Here is a 20257-nt window from a genome sequence, read left to right as displayed (position 1 = left end):
GCGTCAAAACGACGCGCCCGGGGGCTAAAGGAGACTACGTGGCCGACGATGCCCAAACAGAAGCCCTATCAGAAGAAACACAGCCCGCGGAGGACGTTCAGTCTGAGGAGCTGAACGTCGAGCCGCAGGCTGAGCAGCCTGAGGAGGCCGTCCCCGATCCGGGGCCGGAGATCTCGACTGCTGAAGCCGGCGAGTCGCCACCGGAGGAGGCGCCCGCCGACACCGACGCCGACGGCTCCGACGACTCCGACGCCGACCGCGAGCCCGAGGTCAGCAGCGACGGCGACGAACCCGAGTCGCGGCTGATGCTCGAAGCCAGCGCCTCGGCCGCTCCCGAGCGTGCGGACTACCAGCCGCTGTTCATGGCTCCTCAGCCGATTCGGGTCGACTACGACCCCGACGACGAGGACGACGACGAGGACGAGAGCGACGATTCCGGCCCGGATTCCGACGACGACCAGGCCGATAGGCCGTCCGGCCGGCGCCGGCGCCGCGGCCGTCGCGGACGTGGTCGCGGTCGCGGCGAGCAGAGCGACGATTCCGATGACAGCGACTCCGAAGGCCGCGCCCAGGACTCCGGCGACGATTCGGACGACTCCGATGACTCCGACGACGACAGTGGTGACGACGAGACCGCGACCGGTGAGGGCGGTACGCGCCGTCGGCGTCGCCGTCGGCGCCGCAAGTCGGGTGCCGGCGACGATAGTGACAACGGATCGTCCGACGATCCGCCGAACACCGTCGTCCACGAACGGGAGCCGCGTAAGGCCGGCCGTGACAAGAACGGCAAGGACGGCGACGGCGAGATCCAGGGCATCAACGGGTCGACCCGCCTGGAGGCCAAGCGCCAGCGCCGTCGCGACGGCCGTGACGCGGGTCGTCGCCGACCGCCGATCCTGAGCGAGGCCGAGTTCCTCGCCCGGCGCGAAGCCGTCGAGCGGATGATGGTCGTCCGCGACAAGGTCCGCACCGAACCGCCGCACGAGGGGGCGCGCTACACCCAGATCGCCGTGCTCGAAGACGGCGTCGTCGTCGAACATTTCGTCACGTCGGCCGCGTCGGCGTCGCTGGTCGGCAACATCTATCTGGGCATCGTGCAGAACGTGCTGCCGTCGATGGAGGCGGCGTTCGTCGACATCGGCCGCGGCCGCAACGGCGTGCTCTACGCGGGTGAGGTGAACTGGGAGGCGGCCGGTCTCGGCGGTCAGAACCGCAAGATCGAGCAGGCCCTCAAACCCGGCGACTACGTCGTCGTCCAGGTCAGCAAGGACCCTGTGGGACACAAGGGCGCACGGTTGACGACCCAGGTGTCGCTCGCCGGGCGGTATCTCGTTTATGTGCCCGGCGCGTCGTCGACGGGAATCAGCCGCAAGCTGCCCGACACCGAACGTCAGCGGCTCAAGGAGATCCTGCGCGAGGTCGTGCCGCCGGAGGCGGGCGTGATCATCCGCACCGCATCCGAGGGCGTCAAGGAAGAAGACATCCGCACCGACGTCAATCGGCTGCAGGAACGCTGGACGCAGATCGAGCAGAAAGCCACCGAGATCAAGGAGAAGGCGGCCGGCGCGGCCGTCGCGCTCTACGAAGAGCCCGACGTGCTGGTGAAGGTCATCCGTGACCTCTTCAACGAGGACTTCACCGGTCTCATCGTTTCCGGCGACGAGGCCTGGAACACCATCAACGAATACGTGAATTCGGTTGCGCCCGAACTTGTTCCGCGGATGACGAAGTACGAGCCCGCGGGGCCCGATGCGCCGGACGTGTTCGCCGTGCACCGCATCGACGAGCAGCTGACGAAGGCCATGGACCGCAAGGTGTGGCTGCCGTCGGGTGGCACGCTGGTCATCGATCGCACCGAGGCGATGACGGTGGTGGACGTGAACACCGGCAAGTTCACCGGTTCGGGTGGAAACCTGGAGCAGACGGTCACCCGTAACAACCTCGAGGCCGCCGAGGAGATCGTGCGCCAGCTGCGGCTGCGCGACATCGGCGGCATCGTCGTCATCGACTTCATCGACATGGTGCTCGAGTCCAACCGCGATCTGGTGCTGCGCCGGCTGACCGAAGCGCTGGCGCGCGATCGCACGCGCCACCAGGTTTCCGAGGTGACCTCGCTCGGGTTGGTCCAGCTGACGCGCAAGCGTCTGGGAACGGGTCTCATCGAGGCGTTCTCCACGACCTGCCCGGACTGCGGCGGCAGGGGAATCCTGCTGCACGGCGATCCGGTCGACTCCACGGCCACCGGCGGACGCAAGACGGAGTCGGGCGGGCGGCGCGGTAAGCGCGGCAAACGCGGCGGTAAGGCGGACGACGTCGCTGTGGCCAAGGTGCCGCCGCATCCCGCCGGCGAGCACCCGATGTTCAAGGCCATGGCCGCTGCCAACGGTCGCCACGAGGACGACGAGGACGACGCGGAGAAGACCGCGGAGGAAGTCGCCGAGGTCGATTCGGAAACCATCCGGCAGGCCGTCGCCGAGACCGCGGACGAGGATTTCGACGACACGGACACCGAGGACGACGAGTCGGATGAGTCCGATGAGGACGAGGCCGATGACGATATCGACCTGGACGATGACGACGACGAGGAAGACGACGACGACATCGAGGTCATCGGGTCTGACGACGACTCTGACGAGGACGACTCCGACGACGAGGACGACGACGAGGATGACTCCGACGACGATGAGGACGACTCCGACGATGATGAGGACGAGTACGACGACGTCGAACCCGTCCGGGTAGCCCGTCCGGCCGGTCGGCACCGCCGCCGCGCCGCCGCCAGGCCTGCGGGGCCACCCATCAATGAGCAGTGACGATGCGTGACCTGCGGTGATTTGACCCTCGCAGCGCGGCTCAAGTAACCTTGAGCAGTTGTCGCCAGGCCCTGCCGGCGGCAGTCGGAAACCCAGACATGCGCAGCCACCAGTAGCGCGCGCCCAGAGACGAGAAGAAGAAGGACCTGATGGCAGCCGAGAAAGCCACGTACGCGATCGTCAAGACCGGCGGCAAGCAGTACAAGGTCGCGGTCGGCGACGTCGTGAAGGTCGAGAAGCTCGACTCCGAGCCCGGCGCGAAGGTGTCGCTGCCCGTCGCCCTCGTCGTCGACGGCGCGAAGGTCACCAGCGACGCGAAGGCGCTGGAGAAGGTCGCCGTCACCGGCGAGGTGCTCGAGCACACCAAGGGCCCCAAGATCCGCATCCACAAGTTCAAGAACAAGACCGGCTATCACAAGCGGCAGGGTCACCGTCAGCAGCTGACGGTCCTCAAGGTCACCGGAATCAAGTAGTAGGAGGCGACAGATGGCACACAAGAAGGGCGCTTCCAGCTCACGTAACGGTCGCGACTCCGCTGCCCAGCGGCTCGGCGTCAAGCGCTTCGGCGGCCAGATCGTCAAGGCTGGCGAGATCATCGTCCGCCAGCGCGGCACTCACTTCCACCCCGGCGTGAACGTCGGGCGCGGCGGCGACGACACGCTGTTCGCCACGGCCCCCGGTGCCGTCACGTTCGGCACCAAGCGCGGACGCAAGACGGTCAGCGTCGTGCGACCGCCCGTTTCCTCGGAGGCCTAGCTCCTGCCGCGAATGTGTAGCTACTGCGATTCTCGGCTGAATTTTCCGCAGTAGCTCCACACTCGTGATGGAAAGGAAGCCCGATGCCTCGGTTCGTCGACCGCGTCGTGATTCACGCGAAGGCGGGCAACGGCGGTAACGGCTGTGCCTCCGTCCACCGCGAGAAGTTCAAACCGCTCGGGGGACCCGATGGCGGCAACGGCGGACGCGGCGGAAGCGTCGTACTGGTTGTCGACCCACAGGTCCACACTCTCCTCGATTTCCACTTTCACCCCCATGTCGTCGCGCCGTCCGGCAAGCAGGGCATGGGCGGCAACCGTGACGGGGCGGCGGGCGCCGACCTGGAGGTGAAGGTGCCCGATGGCACCGTGGTGCTCGACGAGCACGGCCGCCTCCTTGCCGACCTGGTCGGTGCGGGCACCCGATTCGAGGCGGCCGCAGGCGGTCGCGGCGGGCTGGGCAACGCGGCGCTGGCCTCGCGGGCGCGCAAGGCACCCGGTTTCGCGCTGCTCGGCGAGAAGGGGCAGGTCCGCGACCTCACTCTCGAACTGAAGACGGTCGCCGACGTCGGCCTGGTCGGGTTCCCGTCGGCAGGTAAGTCGTCGCTGGTGTCGGCCATCTCGGCGGCGAAGCCAAAGATCGCCGACTATCCGTTCACCACGCTGACACCCAACCTGGGTGTGGTGTCGGCGGGGGAGCACACCTTCACCGTCGCCGATGTGCCCGGTCTCATTCCCGGAGCGTCCGAGGGACGTGGCCTCGGGCTGGAATTCCTCAGGCATATCGAACGATGCGCGGTGTTGGTGCACGTCATCGACTGCGCGACACTGGAACCCGGCCGCGATCCGGTCTCCGACATCGAGGCGCTCGAAGCCGAACTGGCCGCATACACCCCGACGCTGCAGGGTGATTCGACACTCGGCGACCTCGCCACGCGGCCACGGGCAGTGGTCCTCAACAAAATCGACGTGCCGGATGCGCGCGAACTGGCCGACTTCGTCCGCGAAGATGTCACCCGCCGATTCGGATGGCCCGTCTATGAGGTGTCGACGGTATCGCGAGAGGGATTGCGGCCGTTGACGTTTGCGCTGTGGGACATGGTGTCGGCGTATCGCAGTTCGCAACCGGCCGTCGTGCCGCGCCGGCCGGTGATCCGTCCCATCCCGGTGAACGAGACAGGATTCACCGTCGAATCTGACGGCGAGGGCGGCTTCATCGTGCGCGGTGCTCGACCCGAACGGTGGATCGCTCAAACGGATTTCACCAACGATGAGGCCGTCGGATATCTCGGCGACCGGCTGGCCCGGCTCGGTGTGGAGGACGAGTTGCTGCGCCTCGGCGCCAAACCCGGCTGTGCGGTGACGATCGGCGACATGACGTTCGACTGGGAGCCGCAGACGCCTGCTGGGGTCGACCTGCCGTTGTCCGGCCGCGGCACCGATGCGCGACTCGAGCAGACGGATCGCCCCCGCGCCGACGAGCGAAAGGCCGCCCGACGCGAGCGTCGCCGCCCCGGTGGTGAGTCATGAGCGTGCACCGCGAGGCGATCCGGACCGCGCGAAGCGTCGTCGTCAAGATCGGCACCACCGCGCTGACTACGCCGTCGGGTGTATTCGACGTCGACAGATTGGCGACGCTCGCCGATGCGATCGAGGCCCGCATGAAGGCGGGTTCGGACGTGGTGATCGTGTCTTCGGGAGCCATTGCTGCGGGCATCGAACCACTCAAGCTGTCCAAACGGCCCGCGGATCTGGCCACCAAACAGGCCGCCGCCAGCGTCGGGCAGGTTGCGCTGGTCAACGCGTGGAACACGGCGTTCGCCCGCTACAACCGCACCGTCGGCCAGGTGCTGCTGACCGCGCACGACATCTCGATGCGGGTGCAGCACACCAACGCTCAACGGACGCTGGACCGGTTGCGTGTGCTGCACGCGGTCGCGATCGTCAACGAGAACGACACCGTCGCCACCAACGAGATCCGGTTCGGCGACAACGACCGGCTCTCGGCCCTGGTGGCTCACCTGGTCGGCGCCGACGCGCTGGTGCTGCTCTCCGACATCGACGGGCTCTACGACTCGGATCCGCGAAAAGGCAACGCGCGCTTCATTCCCGAGGTCTCCGGACCCGTCGATCTCGACGGCGTGGTCGCAGGCCGAGGCAGTCATCTCGGTACCGGCGGGATGGCGTCGAAGCTGTCGTCGGCGCTGCTGGCCGCCGACGCCGGCGTTCCGGTACTGCTGGCTGCGGCGTCCGACGCTGCCACGGCGCTCGTGGACGCGTCCGTCGGAACGGTGTTCGCGCCGAGGCCCGAACGCATGTCGGCGCGCAGGTTCTGGGTCCGCTACGCCGCCGAGGCATCGGGGGCGCTCACCCTCGATGACGGCGCGGTGCGGGCCGTCGTGCAGCAGCGGCGGTCGCTGCTGCCCGCGGGTATCACGGCGGTATCGGGCCGGTTCTACGGCGGAGACGTCGTCGAACTACGCTCCCAGGACGCGACGATGGTGGCCCGCGGTGTGGTGGCCTACGACCACGCCGAGCTGGCCAAGATGTTGGGCCGGTCGACGTCGGACCTGCCCGCCGACATGCGTCGTCCCGCGGTGCACGCCGACGATCTGGTCGCCGTTTAACTGCGATTTGTGTGCAATCGAGAGCGGTGAGCGCTCCTTAACGCACACAAATCGCTATGAACGGAGCTTGGCCAACATCGACTTGATCTGTTCGGCCCGCTCGTCGGCGTCGTGCATGACGTCGTCCTCGGCGGGGGAGACCGTCACGTTGTTCGCCTGGGCGGTCGCCTCGAAGCAGGCGCGGACGGCGGGGTCGGCCAGTATCACCGCGGCGAGCATGCCCGGCGTGAGCTCACGCTTGAACAGCGTGCCGCGGTAGTGCACCTCGGCAGGGATGCGAATGTCCATCGCACCGCCCTCGAGCTGCTGCTTCGCGGCGGCCAACAGCAGTGTCAGCGCAGCGCGCGAGATCGCGCCGAGCACCTTCCGGCGGAACGGGAACCACGGCACCGGCAGCTTGTCGATCTGGCTGTCCAGGCCGCCGGTGAACATGTACTCGATCAGGCTGCGGGTGCGGACCTCTTCCACGTCGGCCCATTCGACTTTGTCACCGTCGAACTCGACGGTGCCCTCGCTGATCGCGACGCCGCCGAAGTAGTTGAGCTTCCGGACCAGTCCGCTCAGCGTGTCCGGTGTCAGCGAGTGGTTCGCGATCATGTCGCCGACGCCGAGAGCCCAGCGGCCCGAGACGGGTCCCGGCGGGGGCCGGTGGCTCTCCAGCAGCGACCGCAGCCACGAGGCGTCGTCGTCAGTGGTCACGTACTCATCTAAGCGCGACGGCGGGCAGTTCATCCGCCAGCAGGGTGAGCATTTCGGAGCACCCGCTGTCGACCTTGACCGCCGCGTAATCGTCGCCGCGCGTGCGCCCACGGTTGATGATCGCGACGGGGATACCCAGCGCAGCTGCGTGACGGACGAACCGGAAACCCGAGAAGACCGTCAGCGACGAACCGGCCACCAGCAGTGCGTCCGCTTCATCGACAAACGAATAGGCTTGCTCCACACGATTTTTGGGCACGTTCTCGCCGAAGTACACGATGTCGGGCTTCAGCATTCCTCCGCAGCGCGGACAGTCGACGATCGTGAACGACTCGGTATCGCCGACGACCGCATCGGCATCGGGGGCCACCGCGATACCGCCGACCGCCTCCGCGCGCTCGAGGAAGCCCGGATTGGCGGCTTCGAGCAGATCGGCCAGCGCGGCGCGGGGCATGGTGAATCCGCAATCCAGGCAGATCACCTGGGCGTACGTGCCGTGCAGGTTGACGACGGCGGTGCTGCCCGCCTTGGTGTGCAGGAGGTCGACGTTCTGAGTGATCAGACCCGACACGACGCCTGCGCGTTCCAGCGACGCCAACGCTCGATGCCCCGCGTTGGGCAGCGTCTCGTCCATGTGCCGCCAGCCGATGTGGTTACGCGCCCAGTAGCGCTGGCGGAACTTCGCGTCGGAGGTGAACTGCCGGATCGTCATCGGGTTGCTCGGCGGCGAGTCGGGTCCGCGGTAGTCGGGGATCCCCGAATCCGTCGACATCCCCGCGCCGGTCAACACCGCTACGCGCCGCCCCCGAAGCAGGGCTACGAGCTCGGGAGCGTCCACACCGTCGAGAGTAGCGATCAGCCCGTCGTCAGCTCAGACACTCCTTCGCGGGCACGATCTCGGCGTGCATGTTCTTGTTCATCATGGTCAGCGCCGCATCGCCGAGTTCGGGGTCGATGTGGGCCACGCAGTCCGACGGGACGACGAACGAGAAGTGCCGCACGTAGGCGTCGAGCGCGCTGTAGAGGATGCACTGCTCGGTGACCTGACCGGTGATGATCAACTGCTGAGGCTCGAGCCGGCCGAGCAGGTAGTCCAGCGAGCTGGCGTAAAACGCGCTGTGTCGCACCTTGAGGACCCGTAAAGAGTCCTTGTCGGGGGCGATCGGCGTCACGAGATCCGGCCGCTCGCCGTTGAGCGCGGCGTCGGCGATTTCCTCGAAGTCGGCGCTGAAGTCGCCGTAGTTGTCGTTGACATAGATGACGTCGACGTCGTCGCGGTCGCGGGCCCGCGAGATCAGATCGGCCAACGGATCGACGATTTCGGCGACGTTTTTCGCCAGGACGTCGGCATCTTCGTGTTGATAGGTGTTCAGCATGTCGATGACCAGCAGCGCAGCTTGACTCATGGGGACTTGCATACCCCGATCTCTTTTCGGGCAACAATGTGGCATGGAGTTTTACTCGGCATACCGCCAGGGCTTCGTCCGCGTCGCAGCCTGCACGCATCACACGACCCTCGCCGACCCGGCGGCGAACGCGGAGTCGGTGCTGCGGATCGCCCGCGACTGCCACGACGACAGCGTCGCGCTGGCGGTGTTTCCCGAGCTCACGCTGTCGGGCTATTCGATCGAGGACATCCTGCTGCAGGACACGCTGCTCGCCTCGGTCGAGGACGCGCTGCGGCAGATCGTCGAGGCCTCCGCCGGGCTGATGCCGGTCCTGGTCGTCGGCGCTCCGCTGCGGTACGCGCACCGGATCTACAACACCGCGGTCGTCGTCCACCGCGGCCGCGTGCTGGGCGTGGTTCCCAAGTCGTACCTGCCGACCTACCGCGAGTTCTATGAGCGACGCCAGATCGCTGCAGGCGATCTCGTGCGGGGCGAGATCCGGGTGGCCGGGTCGGAGGTGCCGTTCGGTTCGGACCTGTTGTTCACCGCGACCGACCTGCCGGGGTTCGTGCTGCACGTCGAGATCTGCGAGGACATGTTCGTGCCCGTGCCGCCGAGTGCGGAGGCTGCGCTCGCGGGGGCGACGGTGCTGGCGAACCTGTCCGGCAGCCCCATCACGATTGGCCGCGCCGACGACCGCTGCCTGCTGGCCCGTTCCGCCTCGTCGCGCTGCCTGGCCGCATACGTCTACGCGGCGGCCGGGGAAGGCGAGTCCACCACCGACCTCGCCTGGGACGGCCAGACCATGGTGTGGGAGAACGGCGTATGCCTCGCGCAGTCCGAACGCTTCCCCAAGGGCGAGCGGCGCTCGACCGCCGACGTCGATCTGGAACTGTTGCGTTCCGAGCGGCTGCGGATGGGCACCTTCGACGACAACCGCATCCACCACGATCTCGACGCCGACTCGTTTCGGTGGGTGGAGTTCACGCTCGACCCGCCGGGCGGCGACATCGGGCTGCTACGTGAGGTCGAGCGGTTTCCGTTCGTGCCGGCGGATCCGTCACGGCTGGAACAGGATTGCTACGAGGCCTACAACATCCAGGTCTCCGGGTTGGAGCAGCGGCTACGCGCGCTGGACTACCCGAAGGTCGTACTCGGGCTCTCCGGCGGTCTCGATTCGACGCATGCGTTGATCGTCGCCGCCCGCGCGATGGACCGAGAAGAGCGGCCGCGCAGCGACATTCTGGCGTTCACACTGCCGGGCTTCGCCACCGGTGACCGCACCAAGAACAATGCGACCCGGCTGGCGGACGCACTCGGCGTCACGTTCGAAGAGATCGACATCAAGTCGACCGCGGAGTTGATGCTCAAGGAGATGGAGCATCCGTTCTCACGCGGCGAGAAGGTCTACGACGTCACCTTCGAGAACGTGCAGGCAGGTCTGCGTACCGACTACCTGTTCCGCCTCGCCAATCAGCGCGGTGGAATCGTGTTGGGCACAGGCGATCTCTCCGAACTCGCGCTCGGCTGGTCCACCTACGGCGTCGGCGATCAGATGTCGCACTACAACGTCAACGGCGGCGTGCCCAAGACGTTGATCCAGCACCTGATCCGCTGGGTCATCTCGTCGAACCAGTTCGATGACACCGTCAACGAGGTGCTGCAGTCGGTGCTCGACACCGAGATCACGCCCGAGCTGGTGCCCACCGGCGAGGACGAGGAGATCCAGAGCAGTGAAGCGAAGGTCGGACCGTATGTGCTCCAGGACTTCTCGCTGTTCAACGTGCTGCGATACGGGTTCAGGCCCTCGAAGATCGCGTTTTTGGCTTGGCACGCCTGGAGCGATCCCGAGCGCGGCGACTGGCCGACGGGCTTCCCGGAGGACAAGCGACCGGCCTTCTCGCTGAAGGAGATTCGCCACTGGCTGCAGGTGTTCGCGCAGCGGTACTACTCGTTCGCCCAGTTCAAGCGATCGGCGATGCCCAACGGCCCGAAGGTGTCGGCCGGCGGATCGTTGTCGCCGCGTGCTGATTGGCGGGCGCCGTCGGACATGTCGGCGCGCATCTGGCTGCACGAGATCGAGCGCGAAATCCCCGAAGACTAGCGCCGCCGTCCCACACCGGGGACGAAGCGTCCGACGCCGGCCAGATAGTCGCGGTATGAATCGCCGTGTGTGGCAAGCAGGTAGGGCTCCTCGACGGCGCGGACCTGCAACTCGATCGTGACGACAAGCAGCACGAAACCCGCGACGGCCACCGGATTCGGTGTCATCAGCGCGAATCCGAGACCGAAGGCCATCATCGCGGTGAAGATCGGGTTGCGCACCCATCCGAAGACCCCGCTGCGCACCAGTGTCGTCGTTTCGCTCTTGTCGACGCCGATCCGCCATGAATCGCCCATGTCCAGTTGGGAATAGACGGTCGCAGCGATGCCGAATACCGCGATGGCAGTGCCTGTGATCTGGATCCAGGGCACGTGTAAGAAGCCGAGCGGTGACACGATGCCGAGCAACTGAAGGATCGGCGCGAAGACCGCGACGCCCATCGACACGATGAACCCGATTCCGGCGAACCATTCGATCGAACCAGGACGGCCGCTGATCCCGTGAAATCCGGTGGACCCGGTACGGCGTCGCTGTTCCCAACTACGCCAACCGAATCCGAGCGCCGCGAACACAACGAACAGCACTAGGGCGGCGATTGGCATGTCGATTCCTCCTGGATTCATGGGCAGCACGGATCTCCGCGCCATGCAGCCCACGACCGGCCCGTTAGCAGGCGGATACGACGGCTCAGAACCGCGCTACGTGCTGCGCTGATCGAGGTCATCAGCAGCAGTCGTTCGTTTCGGCGGCGGGACAGCAGGCGGGGTCGACGTCGAGCACCAGGCCGAGCAGGTCGTCGAGGGCGTGGGCGATCCGCTCGTCGGCCAGTTCGTAGCGGTTGCGCCGCCCCTCGGGCTGCGTCACCACGAGGCCGCAGCCGCGCAGGCACGCGAGGTGGTTGGACAGGATCTGGCGCGACACCCCGATCCTGTCGGCCAGCTCGGACGGATAGCCGGGCCCGTCGCGCAGCATCAACAGGATCTCGGCACGCGTCGCGTCGGAAAGGGCGTACCCGAAGCGGGAGAGGGCGTCGCTGCGCGTGACCGTCTGCACGTCGCCGATAGTACAGCAGAATCTGTACTAATCCGAGCGATTTCGGCGTGCTGGGTCACGCTCAGCGAGACTGAGCACGCCGAAATCGCAACTTAGAGTCGACCCTCGACCCGCAGCTCCGGGTGCACCCAGTCCGGCGAGCGCCGCTCCTTGAACGCGCGGAAGCCCTCGAGCGCCTCGGGTGCGGAGAAGCTGGCCTGCATGCCGATGCGGTCGAACAGGCCGAGATAGTTGTCCAGGCTCGACTTCACGACGCTTCGAGCCGCAGGAGCGGTCCGGCAGCACTGCGTCAGCACCTCGCGGGCCTCGTCGAGCAGCTGGTCATGCGGGACGACCCGCGCGACCATGCCCCACTCCTGCGCCTCCTGGGCGGTCAGCGTGCGGCCGGTGAACATCAGGTCGCGGGTGCGGACCGGGCCGATCAGGCGCGTCAACATCTGGCTGTAACAGGTGTCGGCGATGCCGCGCATCAGCTCGGGCACCCGGAACGTCGCCCGGTCGCTGACCACCGCCATATCGCTGCACAGCGCGATCTGCAGCCCGCCGCCCTGGCACAACCCGTTGACCGCCGCCACCACCGGCTTCACCGACTGGCGCAGCGTCTCGAACGGCGTCACGTCCATCCCCAGCGCCGAACCGAACGTCAGCCAGTTGTCGCTGCCGTCGCCGCCGCCCATGTCGCCGCCGGGCGCGAACACGTCACCCGTGCCGGTGATCAGCAGACCCGCCAGGTCGGGGTCGGCGTCGACGTGCCGGACGGCGTAGCGGATCCCGAAGTACATCGCGGGCGTCATCGCGTTACGGGCCTGCGGCCGATCCAGCGTGCAGACGCCGAACGCGCCCTCCCGGGTGAACCGCAGGTACGGCGTACCCAGCCAGTCGCCCTCGGGGGGTCGCGGTGCGTTCGTCGTCTCAGCTGTCGTCATAGATGGCCCTCACTTGCCTTTCGGTTCGCCACCGCATCGTCGATGGCTTCGGCATATGGTGCACAATCGCCCGCCCCCGGCACCAGCGTCGACAACGCGCCCGCCGCGCACGCCCGCCGCAGCGCGAGTTCGTGACCGTCCCGCCAGGCGGCGGCCAGCACGCCGGCGAAGACATCGCCCGCACCCGTGGTGTCCACCGGCGTCACGCGCGGTGCCGGCACGTCGAACCGCTCGTCCTCACCGAGGTAGCTCGCGCCGCGTCTGCCACGGGTGATCACGAGATGGGCTACGGGCCAATGCCATTCGCGCGCCTCCGTCTCGTTGACGACGACGACGTCGGCAAGTTCGGACAGCGCCAGCAGATCGTGCGGCCGCGCACCCGCAGGCGACGCGTTGACGATCACCGTCGCACCCGCTGTCCGTCCGACTCGTGCCGCGGCGATGGCCGTGCTGATCGGGATCTCCAACTGCAGCAGGACGACGTCGCTGTCGGCGATGACGCTGCGGACATCGGCGGAGCCGACGGACAACTGCGCGTTGGCGCCCGGCGCGACCACGATCGTGTTCTCGGCGGCGGCGTCGACCACGATGACCGCCGTGCCGCTCGGCCCCGGCACCGTCACCACACCGTCGAGGCCTACGTCGTTGGCGCTGAGGTGCGCACGCAGCCGCTCGGCTTCGCTGTCGCTGCCCAGCGCCGCGACCAGCTGCACGGCCGCCCCGGCGCGCGCGGCGGCCACTGCCTGGTTGCCGCCTTTCCCGCCGGGCGACGACAACAGCGACGAGGCCAGAACGGTCTGGCCGGGGCGCGGCAGGGCGTTCACGGTGAACGTGAGATCGGCGTTGACACTGCCCACTACACAGACCCGCGCGGTCATAACTGTCAAGCTAGCTCAGCCCCGCTACCTGACACGTGTCGAACGTGGGAGAGAGGTTCGATACGCTGGCTTAATGAGTGTGCAAGCCCCAGTGCTCACCGACTTGCGCTCGCAGGTGCACGACGCCGCTCGACGGGCCCGCGTCGCCGCCCGCGCCCTGGCGACACTGAGCACCGAGACCAAGAACCGCGCGCTGCACGCCGCCGCCGACGCCGTCCTCGCCGGAGTTGACGAAATCCTCGCCGCCAACGAGCGGGATCTCGACGCCGCCCGGGCGGCGGGCACCCCCGACGCCATGCTCGACCGGTTGGCGCTCAACCCCCAACGCATCGACGGCATCGCCGCCGGACTGCGTCAGGTTGCCGGCCTGCCCGACCCGATCGGCGAGGTGCTGCGCGGCCGCACGCTGCCCAACGGCCTGCAGCTGCGCCAGCAGCGCGTCCCGCTCGGCGTCGTCGGAATCGTCTACGAAGGCCGACCGAACGTCACAGTCGACGCGTTCGGGCTGACGCTGAAATCGGGCAACGCGGTGCTGCTGCGCGGAAGTTCATCGGCGGCACAGTCCAACGACGCGCTCGTCACCGCGCTGCGCGCCGCGATGACCGACGAGGGACTCGACCCGGACTGCGTGCAGCTGCTGCCCAGTGCGGACCGCGCCAGCGTGACGCACCTGATCCAGGCCCGCGGACTCGTCGACGTGGTGATCCCGCGTGGGGGAGCAGGGCTCATCGACGCCGTCGTGCGCGACGCGATGGTCCCCACCATCGAGACCGGGGTCGGTAACTGTCACGTGTACGTGCACGAGGCCGCCGATCTCGATGTCGCAGAACGCATTCTGCTCAATGCCAAGACGCGTCGGCCCAGCGTGTGCAACGCCGCCGAATCGCTGTTGATCGACGCCGCCATCGCCGACCGTGCGCTGCCCCGGCTGACCAAGGCGCTGCAGGATGCCGGCGTGACCGTGCACGACAACCCCTCTGACGACGAGCTGCGCGCGGAGTTCCTGTCGATGGACATCGCCGTCGCGGTTGTCGACGGTCTCGACGCCGCGATCGATCACGTCAACGAATACGGCACTGGGCACACCGAAGCCATCGTGACCACCAATCTTGCTGCTGCACAACGATTCACCGAACGGGTGGACGCCGCAGCGGTGATGGTGAACGCATCGACCGCGTTCACCGACGGCGAGCAGTTCGGTTTCGGCGCCGAAATCGGCATCTCCACCCAGAAGCTGCACGCCAGAGGCCCGATGGGCCTGCCCGAACTGACATCGACCAAGTGGATCGTGTGGGGAGACGGCCACACCCGGCCCGCGTGACCATGACCCGAGGAGAAACCCAGTGAGCGTCCCCGCACGCCCGGCACCGCTGTTCGCCGACATCGACGATGTCGCGAACAAGCTCGCCGAAACCGGCTACCTGCCCGACACCGCAACCGCCACAGCGGTATTCCTCGCCGATCAGCTCGGTAAGCCGCTGCTGGTCGAGGGTCCCGCGGGTGTGGGCAAGACCGAACTCGCCCGCGCGGTGGCACAAGCCACCGGTTCGGGTCTCGTTCGGCTGCAGTGCTACGAGGGCGTCGACGAGGCCCGCGCACTCTACGAGTGGAACCACGCCAAGCAGATCCTGCGGATCCAGGCGGGCTCCGGCGACTGGGACCAGACGAAAACCGATGTGTTCAGCGAAGAGTTCCTGCTGACGCGTCCGCTGCTGACCGCGATCCGCCGCACCGACCCCACGGTCCTGCTGATCGACGAGACCGACAAGGCCGACATCGAGATCGAGGGTCTGCTGCTCGAGGTGCTCAGCGACTTCGCGGTGACCGTCCCGGAACTGGGCACCATCGTCGCCGAGCGCAAGCCGTTCGTCGTGCTCACCTCGAATGCCACGCGCGAACTGTCGGAGGCGCTCAAGCGCCGGTGTCTGTTTTTGCACATCGACTTTCCCGATGCCGAGCTGGAGCGGCGCATTCTGCTGTCCCGCGTGCCGGAGCTGCCCGAGCACATCGCCGAGGAACTGGTTCGCATCATCGGCGTGCTGCGCGCCATGCAGCTCAAGAAGCTGCCATCGGTCGCGGAGACCATCGACTGGGCGCGCACGATCCTGGCGCTGGGCTTGGACACGATCACCGACGAGACCATCGCGGCCACGCTCGGCGTGGTGCTCAAACACCAGTCCGATCAGATCAAGGCCTCCGGCGAGTTAAGGCTGAACTGATGGCCCTCCGCCGAACCCGCCCGCCGCAGCCATTGGCGCCGCACGGAATTCCCGGCCATCTGGTCGAGTTCGTCGAAGCGCTGCGCGGGCGCGGGATATCGGTGGGCCCATCCGAAACCGTCGATGCCGGACGGGTGATGTCGGTGCTCGGCCTCGGGGACCGCGAACAGCTACGGGAGGGCCTCGCCTGTGCGGTGCTGCGCCGCCCCGACCACCGCGAGACCTACGACGCGATGTTCGACCTGTGGTTCCCCGCCGCGCTGGGCGCGAAGACGGTCACGCTCGAGGACGACGAGTCGGACGACTCCGACGAGGGATTGCCGCCCGAGGACGTCGACGCCATGCGTCAGGCCCTGCTGGACCTGTTGGAAGACAACGAGGATCTGGCCAATCTGGACGAACGGCTGCAGCGGATGATCGCCCAGATCGTCGAGGCGTACGGGCGCTACAACTCCAGCCGCGGCCCTTCGTACTCGTCGTATCAGGCGCTCAAGGCGATGAATCTCGACGACCTCGAGGGCCGACTGCTGGCGGGGCTGCTCGCGCCCTACGGAGACGAGCCGACGCCGACTCAGGAACAGATCGCGAAAGCCATGGCGGCGCAACGGATCAACCAACTGCGTCGCATGGTGGAGGCGGAGACCAAGCGCCGCACCGCCGAACAGCTGGGCCGCGACCACGTCCAGATGTACGGCGTGCCGCAGCTCGCCGAGAACGTCGAGTTCCTACGGGCGTCCGGCGAGCAGCTGCGTCAGATGCAACGCGTGGTGAAGCCCTTGGCGCGCATGTTGGCGACGCGGCTGGCGGCGCGGCGGCGACGGTCGCGTCGGGGCGAGATCGACCTGCGCAAGACGCTGCGCAAATCCATGTCCACCGGTGGCGTGCCGATCGACGTGGTGCTCAAGAAGCCGCACCCGGCCCGCCCCGAGCTGGTGGTGCTGTGCGATGTGTCCGGATCGGTGGCCGGCTTCAGCCACTTCACGTTGATGCTCGTGCACGCGCTGCGACAGCAGTTCTCGCGGGTTCGGGTGTTCGCGTTCATCGACACTACCGACGAGGTCACCGAACTGTTCGGGCCCGACGCCGACCTGGCCGTCGCCGTGCAGCGCATCACCCGTGAGGCCGGGGTGTACACCCGTGACGGTCACTCCGACTACGGCCACGCGTTCGTGTCGTTCATGGAGAGCTGGCCCAACGTGCTGTCGCCGCGCAGCTCCCTGCTGGTGCTCGGCGACGGTCGCAACAACTACCGCAACCCCGAGATCGAACTGCTGGCCCACATGGTCAACTCCGCTCGGCACGCGCACTGGCTCAACCCCGAACCCCGGCACCTGTGGGGTAGTGGCGACTCGGCGGTGCCGCGCTATCAGGACGTCATCACCATGCACGAATGTCGGTCCGCCAAGCAGCTGGCCTCGGTCATCGATGCGCTGCTGCCGGTCTAGTAACAGCGCGAACGTGGCGCAAGCCCGCGTTCGGCGCGGCAAGTAAGCTGGCAAATCGTGGTTTCTCGACGCCGGCTGGGTGTGATGGGTGGGACGTTCGATCCCATTCACCATGGTCACCTGGTCGCGGCCAGCGAGGTGGCCGACCTGTTCGAGCTCGACGAGGTCGTGTTCGTCCCCACCGGCCAGCCGTGGCAGAAGCGCGAGGGCTACGTCACCGCCGCCGAGGACCGCTATCTGATGACCGTGATCGCGACCGCGTCCAATCCGATGTTCTCGGTCAGCCGGGTGGACATCGACCGCGGTGGACCGACCTACACCAAGGACACCCTGCGCGACCTGCATGCCCTCAACCCGGACGCGGACCTGTACTTCATCACCGGAGCCGACGCGCTGGCGTCGATCCTGTCCTGGCAGAACTGGGAGGAGATGTTCTCGATAGCCAAGTTCGTCGGAGTCAGCCGACCCGGTTACGAACTCGACGGTCAGCACATCAAGACCGCGATGACCGAACTGCCCAACGATGCGCTCACGCTCGTCGAAGTGCCTGCGCTGGCGATCTCGTCGACCGACTGCCGCAAGCGCGCCGAGCAGAACAGGCCCATCTGGTATCTGGTGCCCGACGGCGTTGTCCAGTACGTGGCCAAACGCAAGCTCTACCAAGCCCATTCGCTGGTACCTGAGGAGCCCACCCGATGAGCGCATCCGAAGAGGCGATCGGCATGGCCACTGTCGCCGCGCGCGCGGCGGCCTCCAAGCTCGCCACCGACGTCGTCGTCATCGATGTGTCCGGGCAGCTGGTCATCACCGACTGCTTCGTGATCGCGTCGGCGTCCAACGAGCGACAGGTCAACGCGATCGTCGACGAGGTCGAAGAGAAGATGCGCATCGCGGGGCACAAGCCCGCCCGCCGCGAGGGCGCCCGTGAGGGACGCTGGACGCTGCTGGACTACGTCGACATCGTGGTGCACATCCAGCACCAGGACGAGCGCAACTTCTACGCCCTGGATCGGCTGTGGCGCGACTGCCCCGCCGTCGCCGTGGACCTGGATACGGGGTCGTGAGGATCCGCCGCCTGGTCATGCTCCGGCACGGGCAGACCGAATTCAACGCAGGCAGCCGCATGCAGGGCCAACTCGACACCGACCTGTCCGATCTGGGCAGGGACCAGGCGGTCGCCGCGGCAGAAGTGCTGGCCAAACGGCAGCCGTTGCTCATCGTGTCCTCGGATCTGCGGCGCGCGCTGGACACCGCGATCAGCCTGGGCGAGCGTGCCGGCATGCCGGTGGAGGTGGACGTGCGGCTGCGCGAGACCCACCTGGGTGACTGGCAGGGGTTGACCCATCTCGAGGTCGACGCCGAGGCGCCGGGCGCCCGGCTGGCATGGCGGGAGAACGCCCGGTGGGCGCCGCACGGGGGAGAGAGCCGGGTCGACGTCGCCGCGCGCAGCGTCCCGCTGGTGCAGGAGCTTTTGGACCAGCACCCGGACTGGGGCGTCGACGAACCCGATCGCCCCGTCGTGCTCGTCACGCACGGTGGACTGATCGCAGCGCTGACCGCCGCACTGCTCGGACTGCCCGTCGACAACTGGCCGATCCTCGGGGGCATGGGTAACTGCAGCTGGGTGCAGCTGTCGGCGCACAGTGAAATCGACGCTCCGCCAGCGGATATCCGATGGCGCCTCGATGTCTGGAACGCCTCGGCGCAGGTGGCCAACGATGTCCTCTGATTCGAGGCCGACGCTGCTGCTGTTCTGCGACTCGTTGTCGTACTACGGCCCGACCGGTGGTCTGCCGTCCGACGACCCGCGGATCTGGCCCAATATCGTTGCCGCCCAGTTGGGTTGGGACGTCGAACTGATCGGCCGCATCGGGTGGACGTGTCGCGACGTCTGGTGGGCTGCGACCCAGGACCCGAGGGCGTGGGCGGCGTTGCCGCGTGCGGGTGCGGTGGTATTCGCGACGGGCGGCATGGATTCGCTGCCGTCCCCGTTGCCGACGGCGCTGCGGGAGTTGATCCGCTACATCCGTCCGTCGTGGCTTCGGCGCTGGGTGCGCGACGGCTACGGCTGGCTGCAGCCGCGACTGTCGCCGGTATCGCGATCGGCGCTCCCGCCGCACGTGTCGGTGGAATATCTCGAGATGACCCGCGGCGCCATCGATTTCAACCGGCCGGGGATACCTGTCGTGGCGTCGCTGCCGTCGGTGCACATCGCCGACACGTACGGACGCGCGCACCACGGCCGGGAGCCCACCGTCAAGGCGATCACCGCTTGGGCTGCCGAACATGACATTCCGCTGGTCGATCTGAAGGCCGCGGTCGGCGAAGAGGTCATGAGCGGCCGGGGCAATCCAGACGGTATCCACTGGAACTTCGAAGCGCACCAGGCGGTGGCCGACCTGATGCTCAAGGCCCTGGCCGAGGCTGGCGTGCCGTGTCCGTGATCGTCGTGACGGACTCGTCGTCGCGGCTGCAGTCAGATGAGCTGAAGCAGTACGACATTCGTCAGGTGCCGCTGCACGTCCTGATCGACGGCGTCGACCTGCGCGACGGCGTCGACGACGTGCCCTACGACGTCCACGAGAAAGTGCGCGCCACCACCTCGGGTGCATCGCCTGCAGAGCTGATCGAGACATACCAGCAGGCGCTGGGCGACAGCGACGGCGCCGGTGTGGTCGCCGTCCACCTCTCGGCCGCGCTGTCGGGCACGTTCAGCACCGCCGTTCAGGCCGGGCGAGAGTTCGGGTCGTCGGTCCGTGTCGTCAACTCGCGAAGCGCCGCGATGGGTGTCGGGTTCATCGCGCGAGCGGCGGCCGAGGTGGCGCAGACGGGTGCCGATCTGGAAGCCGTTGAGGCCGCGGCACGTTCGGCGGTGCCGCGCACCCACGCGTTCATCGTCGTGCACCGCCTGGACAACCTGCGGCGCAGCGGGCGGATCGGCACCGCCGCGTCGTGGCTTGGCACGGCGCTGTCGCTCAAGCCGTTGCTGACGCTCGACGTGGACGGTCGGCTGGTGCTGGATCAGCGGATCCGCACGATCACCAAGGCGCATGCGGCCATGGTCGACCGGGTCGTCGAGATCGTCGGTGAGCGCCGCGCGTGCATCGCCATCCACCACGTCGACAACCACGACGGCGCCGACGAACTGGGCGCCGCGCTGACGGACCGCCTGCCGCAGATCGAATCGCTCACCGTCGCCGATATGGGTCCGGTGCTGTCTATCCACCTGGGTGCGGGCGCCGTCGGCGTTGTGGTGCAGACGGCTGAGTAGCCAGCGTCGCGGCGCGCTTAACAGGTTGATTACAGCCACGGGATGCCTGCGATCAACCCGTTAAGACTTCAAACGGGCC

Annotated in this window: 21 protein-coding genes; 14 read left to right on the top strand and 7 right to left on the bottom strand. The window is 67.5% G+C overall.

The features are described from left to right. The first annotated feature begins 38 nt into the window (after nucleotides 1–38). The 5 genes from rne to proB all read left to right on the top strand — a co-directional run bounded on the left by rne (nucleotide 39) and on the right by proB (nucleotide 6195). On the top strand, nucleotides 39–2813 hold the full coding sequence (rne, locus tag H7J93_RS29045; protein ID WP_267309729.1) for a ribonuclease E: 2775 nt from the start codon (nucleotides 39–41) through the stop codon (nucleotides 2811–2813). Between the two features lie 149 nt (nucleotides 2814–2962). Further along, nucleotides 2963–3286, top strand: coding sequence for a 50S ribosomal protein L21 (rplU, locus tag H7J93_RS29040; protein WP_083150150.1), 324 nt, complete (start codon nucleotides 2963–2965; stop codon nucleotides 3284–3286). 13 nt (nucleotides 3287–3299) lie between these two features. After that, a complete protein-coding gene (gene rpmA, locus H7J93_RS29035; RefSeq protein WP_267309728.1) occupies nucleotides 3300–3569 on the top strand; it encodes a 50S ribosomal protein L27 in 270 nt (89 codons plus the stop codon). Between the two features lie 83 nt (nucleotides 3570–3652). Next, complete coding sequence (obgE, locus tag H7J93_RS29030) at nucleotides 3653–5098, top strand: GTPase ObgE (RefSeq protein ID WP_267309727.1); 1446 nt, start codon at nucleotides 3653–3655, stop codon at nucleotides 5096–5098. Beyond that, on the top strand, nucleotides 5095–6195 hold the full coding sequence (proB, locus tag H7J93_RS29025) for a glutamate 5-kinase (protein ID WP_267309726.1): 1101 nt from the start codon (nucleotides 5095–5097) through the stop codon (nucleotides 6193–6195). The genes obgE and proB overlap by 4 nt, the downstream gene beginning before the upstream one ends. 54 nt (nucleotides 6196–6249) lie before the next feature. Here the strand turns inward: proB and H7J93_RS29020 are convergent, their stop codons facing one another. Genes H7J93_RS29020 through H7J93_RS29010 form a run of 3 tightly spaced genes read right to left on the bottom strand, consistent with a single transcriptional unit; the run spans nucleotide 6250 to nucleotide 8300 of the window. Next, on the bottom strand, nucleotides 6250–6894 hold the full coding sequence (locus H7J93_RS29020) for a hypothetical protein (protein WP_267309725.1): 645 nt from the start codon (nucleotides 6892–6894) through the stop codon (nucleotides 6250–6252). 4 nt (nucleotides 6895–6898) lie between these two features. After that, nucleotides 6899–7732 (bottom strand): NAD-dependent protein deacetylase, encoded by an 834-nt coding sequence (locus H7J93_RS29015; RefSeq protein WP_267309724.1) that lies wholly within the window; start codon nucleotides 7730–7732, stop codon nucleotides 6899–6901. Between the two features lie 28 nt (nucleotides 7733–7760). Next, on the bottom strand, nucleotides 7761–8300 hold the full coding sequence (locus H7J93_RS29010) for a cysteine hydrolase family protein (protein WP_267309723.1): 540 nt from the start codon (nucleotides 8298–8300) through the stop codon (nucleotides 7761–7763). Nucleotides 8301–8343: 43 nt separating this feature from the next. On the opposite strand from H7J93_RS29010, the gene H7J93_RS29005 reads away from it, so the two are divergent. Next, nucleotides 8344–10386, top strand: a complete 2043-nt coding sequence (locus tag H7J93_RS29005) for an NAD(+) synthase (protein WP_267309722.1) — start codon at nucleotides 8344–8346, stop codon at nucleotides 10384–10386. On the opposite strand, the gene H7J93_RS29000 is transcribed toward H7J93_RS29005, so the two are convergent. From H7J93_RS29000 to H7J93_RS28985, 4 genes are all read right to left on the bottom strand, one after another. Continuing rightward, nucleotides 10383–10988, bottom strand: coding sequence for a methyltransferase family protein (locus H7J93_RS29000; RefSeq protein WP_267309721.1), 606 nt, complete (start codon nucleotides 10986–10988; stop codon nucleotides 10383–10385). The two genes, H7J93_RS29005 and H7J93_RS29000, sit on opposite strands and share 4 nt — an antisense overlap. Nucleotides 10989–11109: 121 nt before the next feature. Beyond that, nucleotides 11110–11439 carry an ArsR/SmtB family transcription factor gene (locus tag H7J93_RS28995; protein WP_267309720.1) on the bottom strand — a complete coding sequence of 110 codons (330 nt, stop codon included), beginning with the start codon at nucleotides 11437–11439 and terminating at the stop codon, nucleotides 11110–11112. 92 nt (nucleotides 11440–11531) lie between these two features. Next, nucleotides 11532–12365 carry an enoyl-CoA hydratase/isomerase family protein gene (locus tag H7J93_RS28990; RefSeq protein WP_267309719.1) on the bottom strand — a complete coding sequence of 278 codons (834 nt, stop codon included), beginning with the start codon at nucleotides 12363–12365 and terminating at the stop codon, nucleotides 11532–11534. Next, a complete protein-coding gene (locus H7J93_RS28985) occupies nucleotides 12362–13243 on the bottom strand; it encodes a ribokinase (RefSeq protein WP_267309718.1) in 882 nt (293 codons plus the stop codon). The genes H7J93_RS28990 and H7J93_RS28985 overlap by 4 nt, the downstream gene beginning before the upstream one ends. 73 nt (nucleotides 13244–13316) lie before the next feature. Between H7J93_RS28985 and H7J93_RS28980 the strand changes: the two genes are divergently transcribed. The 8 genes from H7J93_RS28980 to H7J93_RS28945 all read left to right on the top strand — a co-directional run bounded on the left by H7J93_RS28980 (nucleotide 13317) and on the right by H7J93_RS28945 (nucleotide 20178). Continuing rightward, the gene (locus H7J93_RS28980; protein ID WP_267309717.1) at nucleotides 13317–14564 is read left to right on the top strand and encodes a glutamate-5-semialdehyde dehydrogenase; all 1248 of its coding nucleotides are present in this window, start codon (nucleotides 13317–13319) and stop codon (nucleotides 14562–14564) included. 22 nt (nucleotides 14565–14586) lie between these two features. Continuing rightward, nucleotides 14587–15462 carry an AAA family ATPase gene (locus H7J93_RS28975; RefSeq protein WP_267309716.1) on the top strand — a complete coding sequence of 292 codons (876 nt, stop codon included), beginning with the start codon at nucleotides 14587–14589 and terminating at the stop codon, nucleotides 15460–15462. After that, the gene (locus H7J93_RS28970; protein ID WP_267309715.1) at nucleotides 15462–16907 is read left to right on the top strand and encodes a vWA domain-containing protein; all 1446 of its coding nucleotides are present in this window, start codon (nucleotides 15462–15464) and stop codon (nucleotides 16905–16907) included. The genes H7J93_RS28975 and H7J93_RS28970 overlap by 1 nt, the downstream gene beginning before the upstream one ends. Before the next feature lie 75 nt (nucleotides 16908–16982). Beyond that, nucleotides 16983–17606 (top strand): nicotinate-nucleotide adenylyltransferase, encoded by a 624-nt coding sequence (nadD, locus tag H7J93_RS28965; protein ID WP_267309738.1) that lies wholly within the window; start codon nucleotides 16983–16985, stop codon nucleotides 17604–17606. Beyond that, the gene (gene rsfS, locus H7J93_RS28960) at nucleotides 17603–17971 is read left to right on the top strand and encodes a ribosome silencing factor (protein ID WP_267309714.1); all 369 of its coding nucleotides are present in this window, start codon (nucleotides 17603–17605) and stop codon (nucleotides 17969–17971) included. Before nadD ends, rsfS begins: the two co-directional genes overlap by 4 nt. Beyond that, the gene (gene gpgP, locus H7J93_RS28955; protein ID WP_267309713.1) at nucleotides 17968–18636 is read left to right on the top strand and encodes a glucosyl-3-phosphoglycerate phosphatase; all 669 of its coding nucleotides are present in this window, start codon (nucleotides 17968–17970) and stop codon (nucleotides 18634–18636) included. Before rsfS ends, gpgP begins: the two co-directional genes overlap by 4 nt. Continuing rightward, nucleotides 18626–19351 carry a diglucosylglycerate octanoyltransferase gene (octT, locus tag H7J93_RS28950; RefSeq protein WP_267309712.1) on the top strand — a complete coding sequence of 242 codons (726 nt, stop codon included), beginning with the start codon at nucleotides 18626–18628 and terminating at the stop codon, nucleotides 19349–19351. Before gpgP ends, octT begins: the two co-directional genes overlap by 11 nt. After that, complete coding sequence (locus H7J93_RS28945; protein ID WP_267309711.1) at nucleotides 19342–20178, top strand: DegV family protein; 837 nt, start codon at nucleotides 19342–19344, stop codon at nucleotides 20176–20178. The genes octT and H7J93_RS28945 overlap by 10 nt, the downstream gene beginning before the upstream one ends. Nucleotides 20179–20257: the final 79 nt, after the last annotated feature.

The sequence above is a fragment of the Mycobacterium barrassiae genome (genome assembly GCF_025822765.1).
Lineage (GTDB): Bacteria > Actinomycetota > Actinomycetes > Mycobacteriales > Mycobacteriaceae > Mycobacterium > Mycobacterium barrassiae.
Note: the sequence above shows the minus strand (reverse complement) of the source record. Positions and strands in the feature narration are given on the sequence as shown.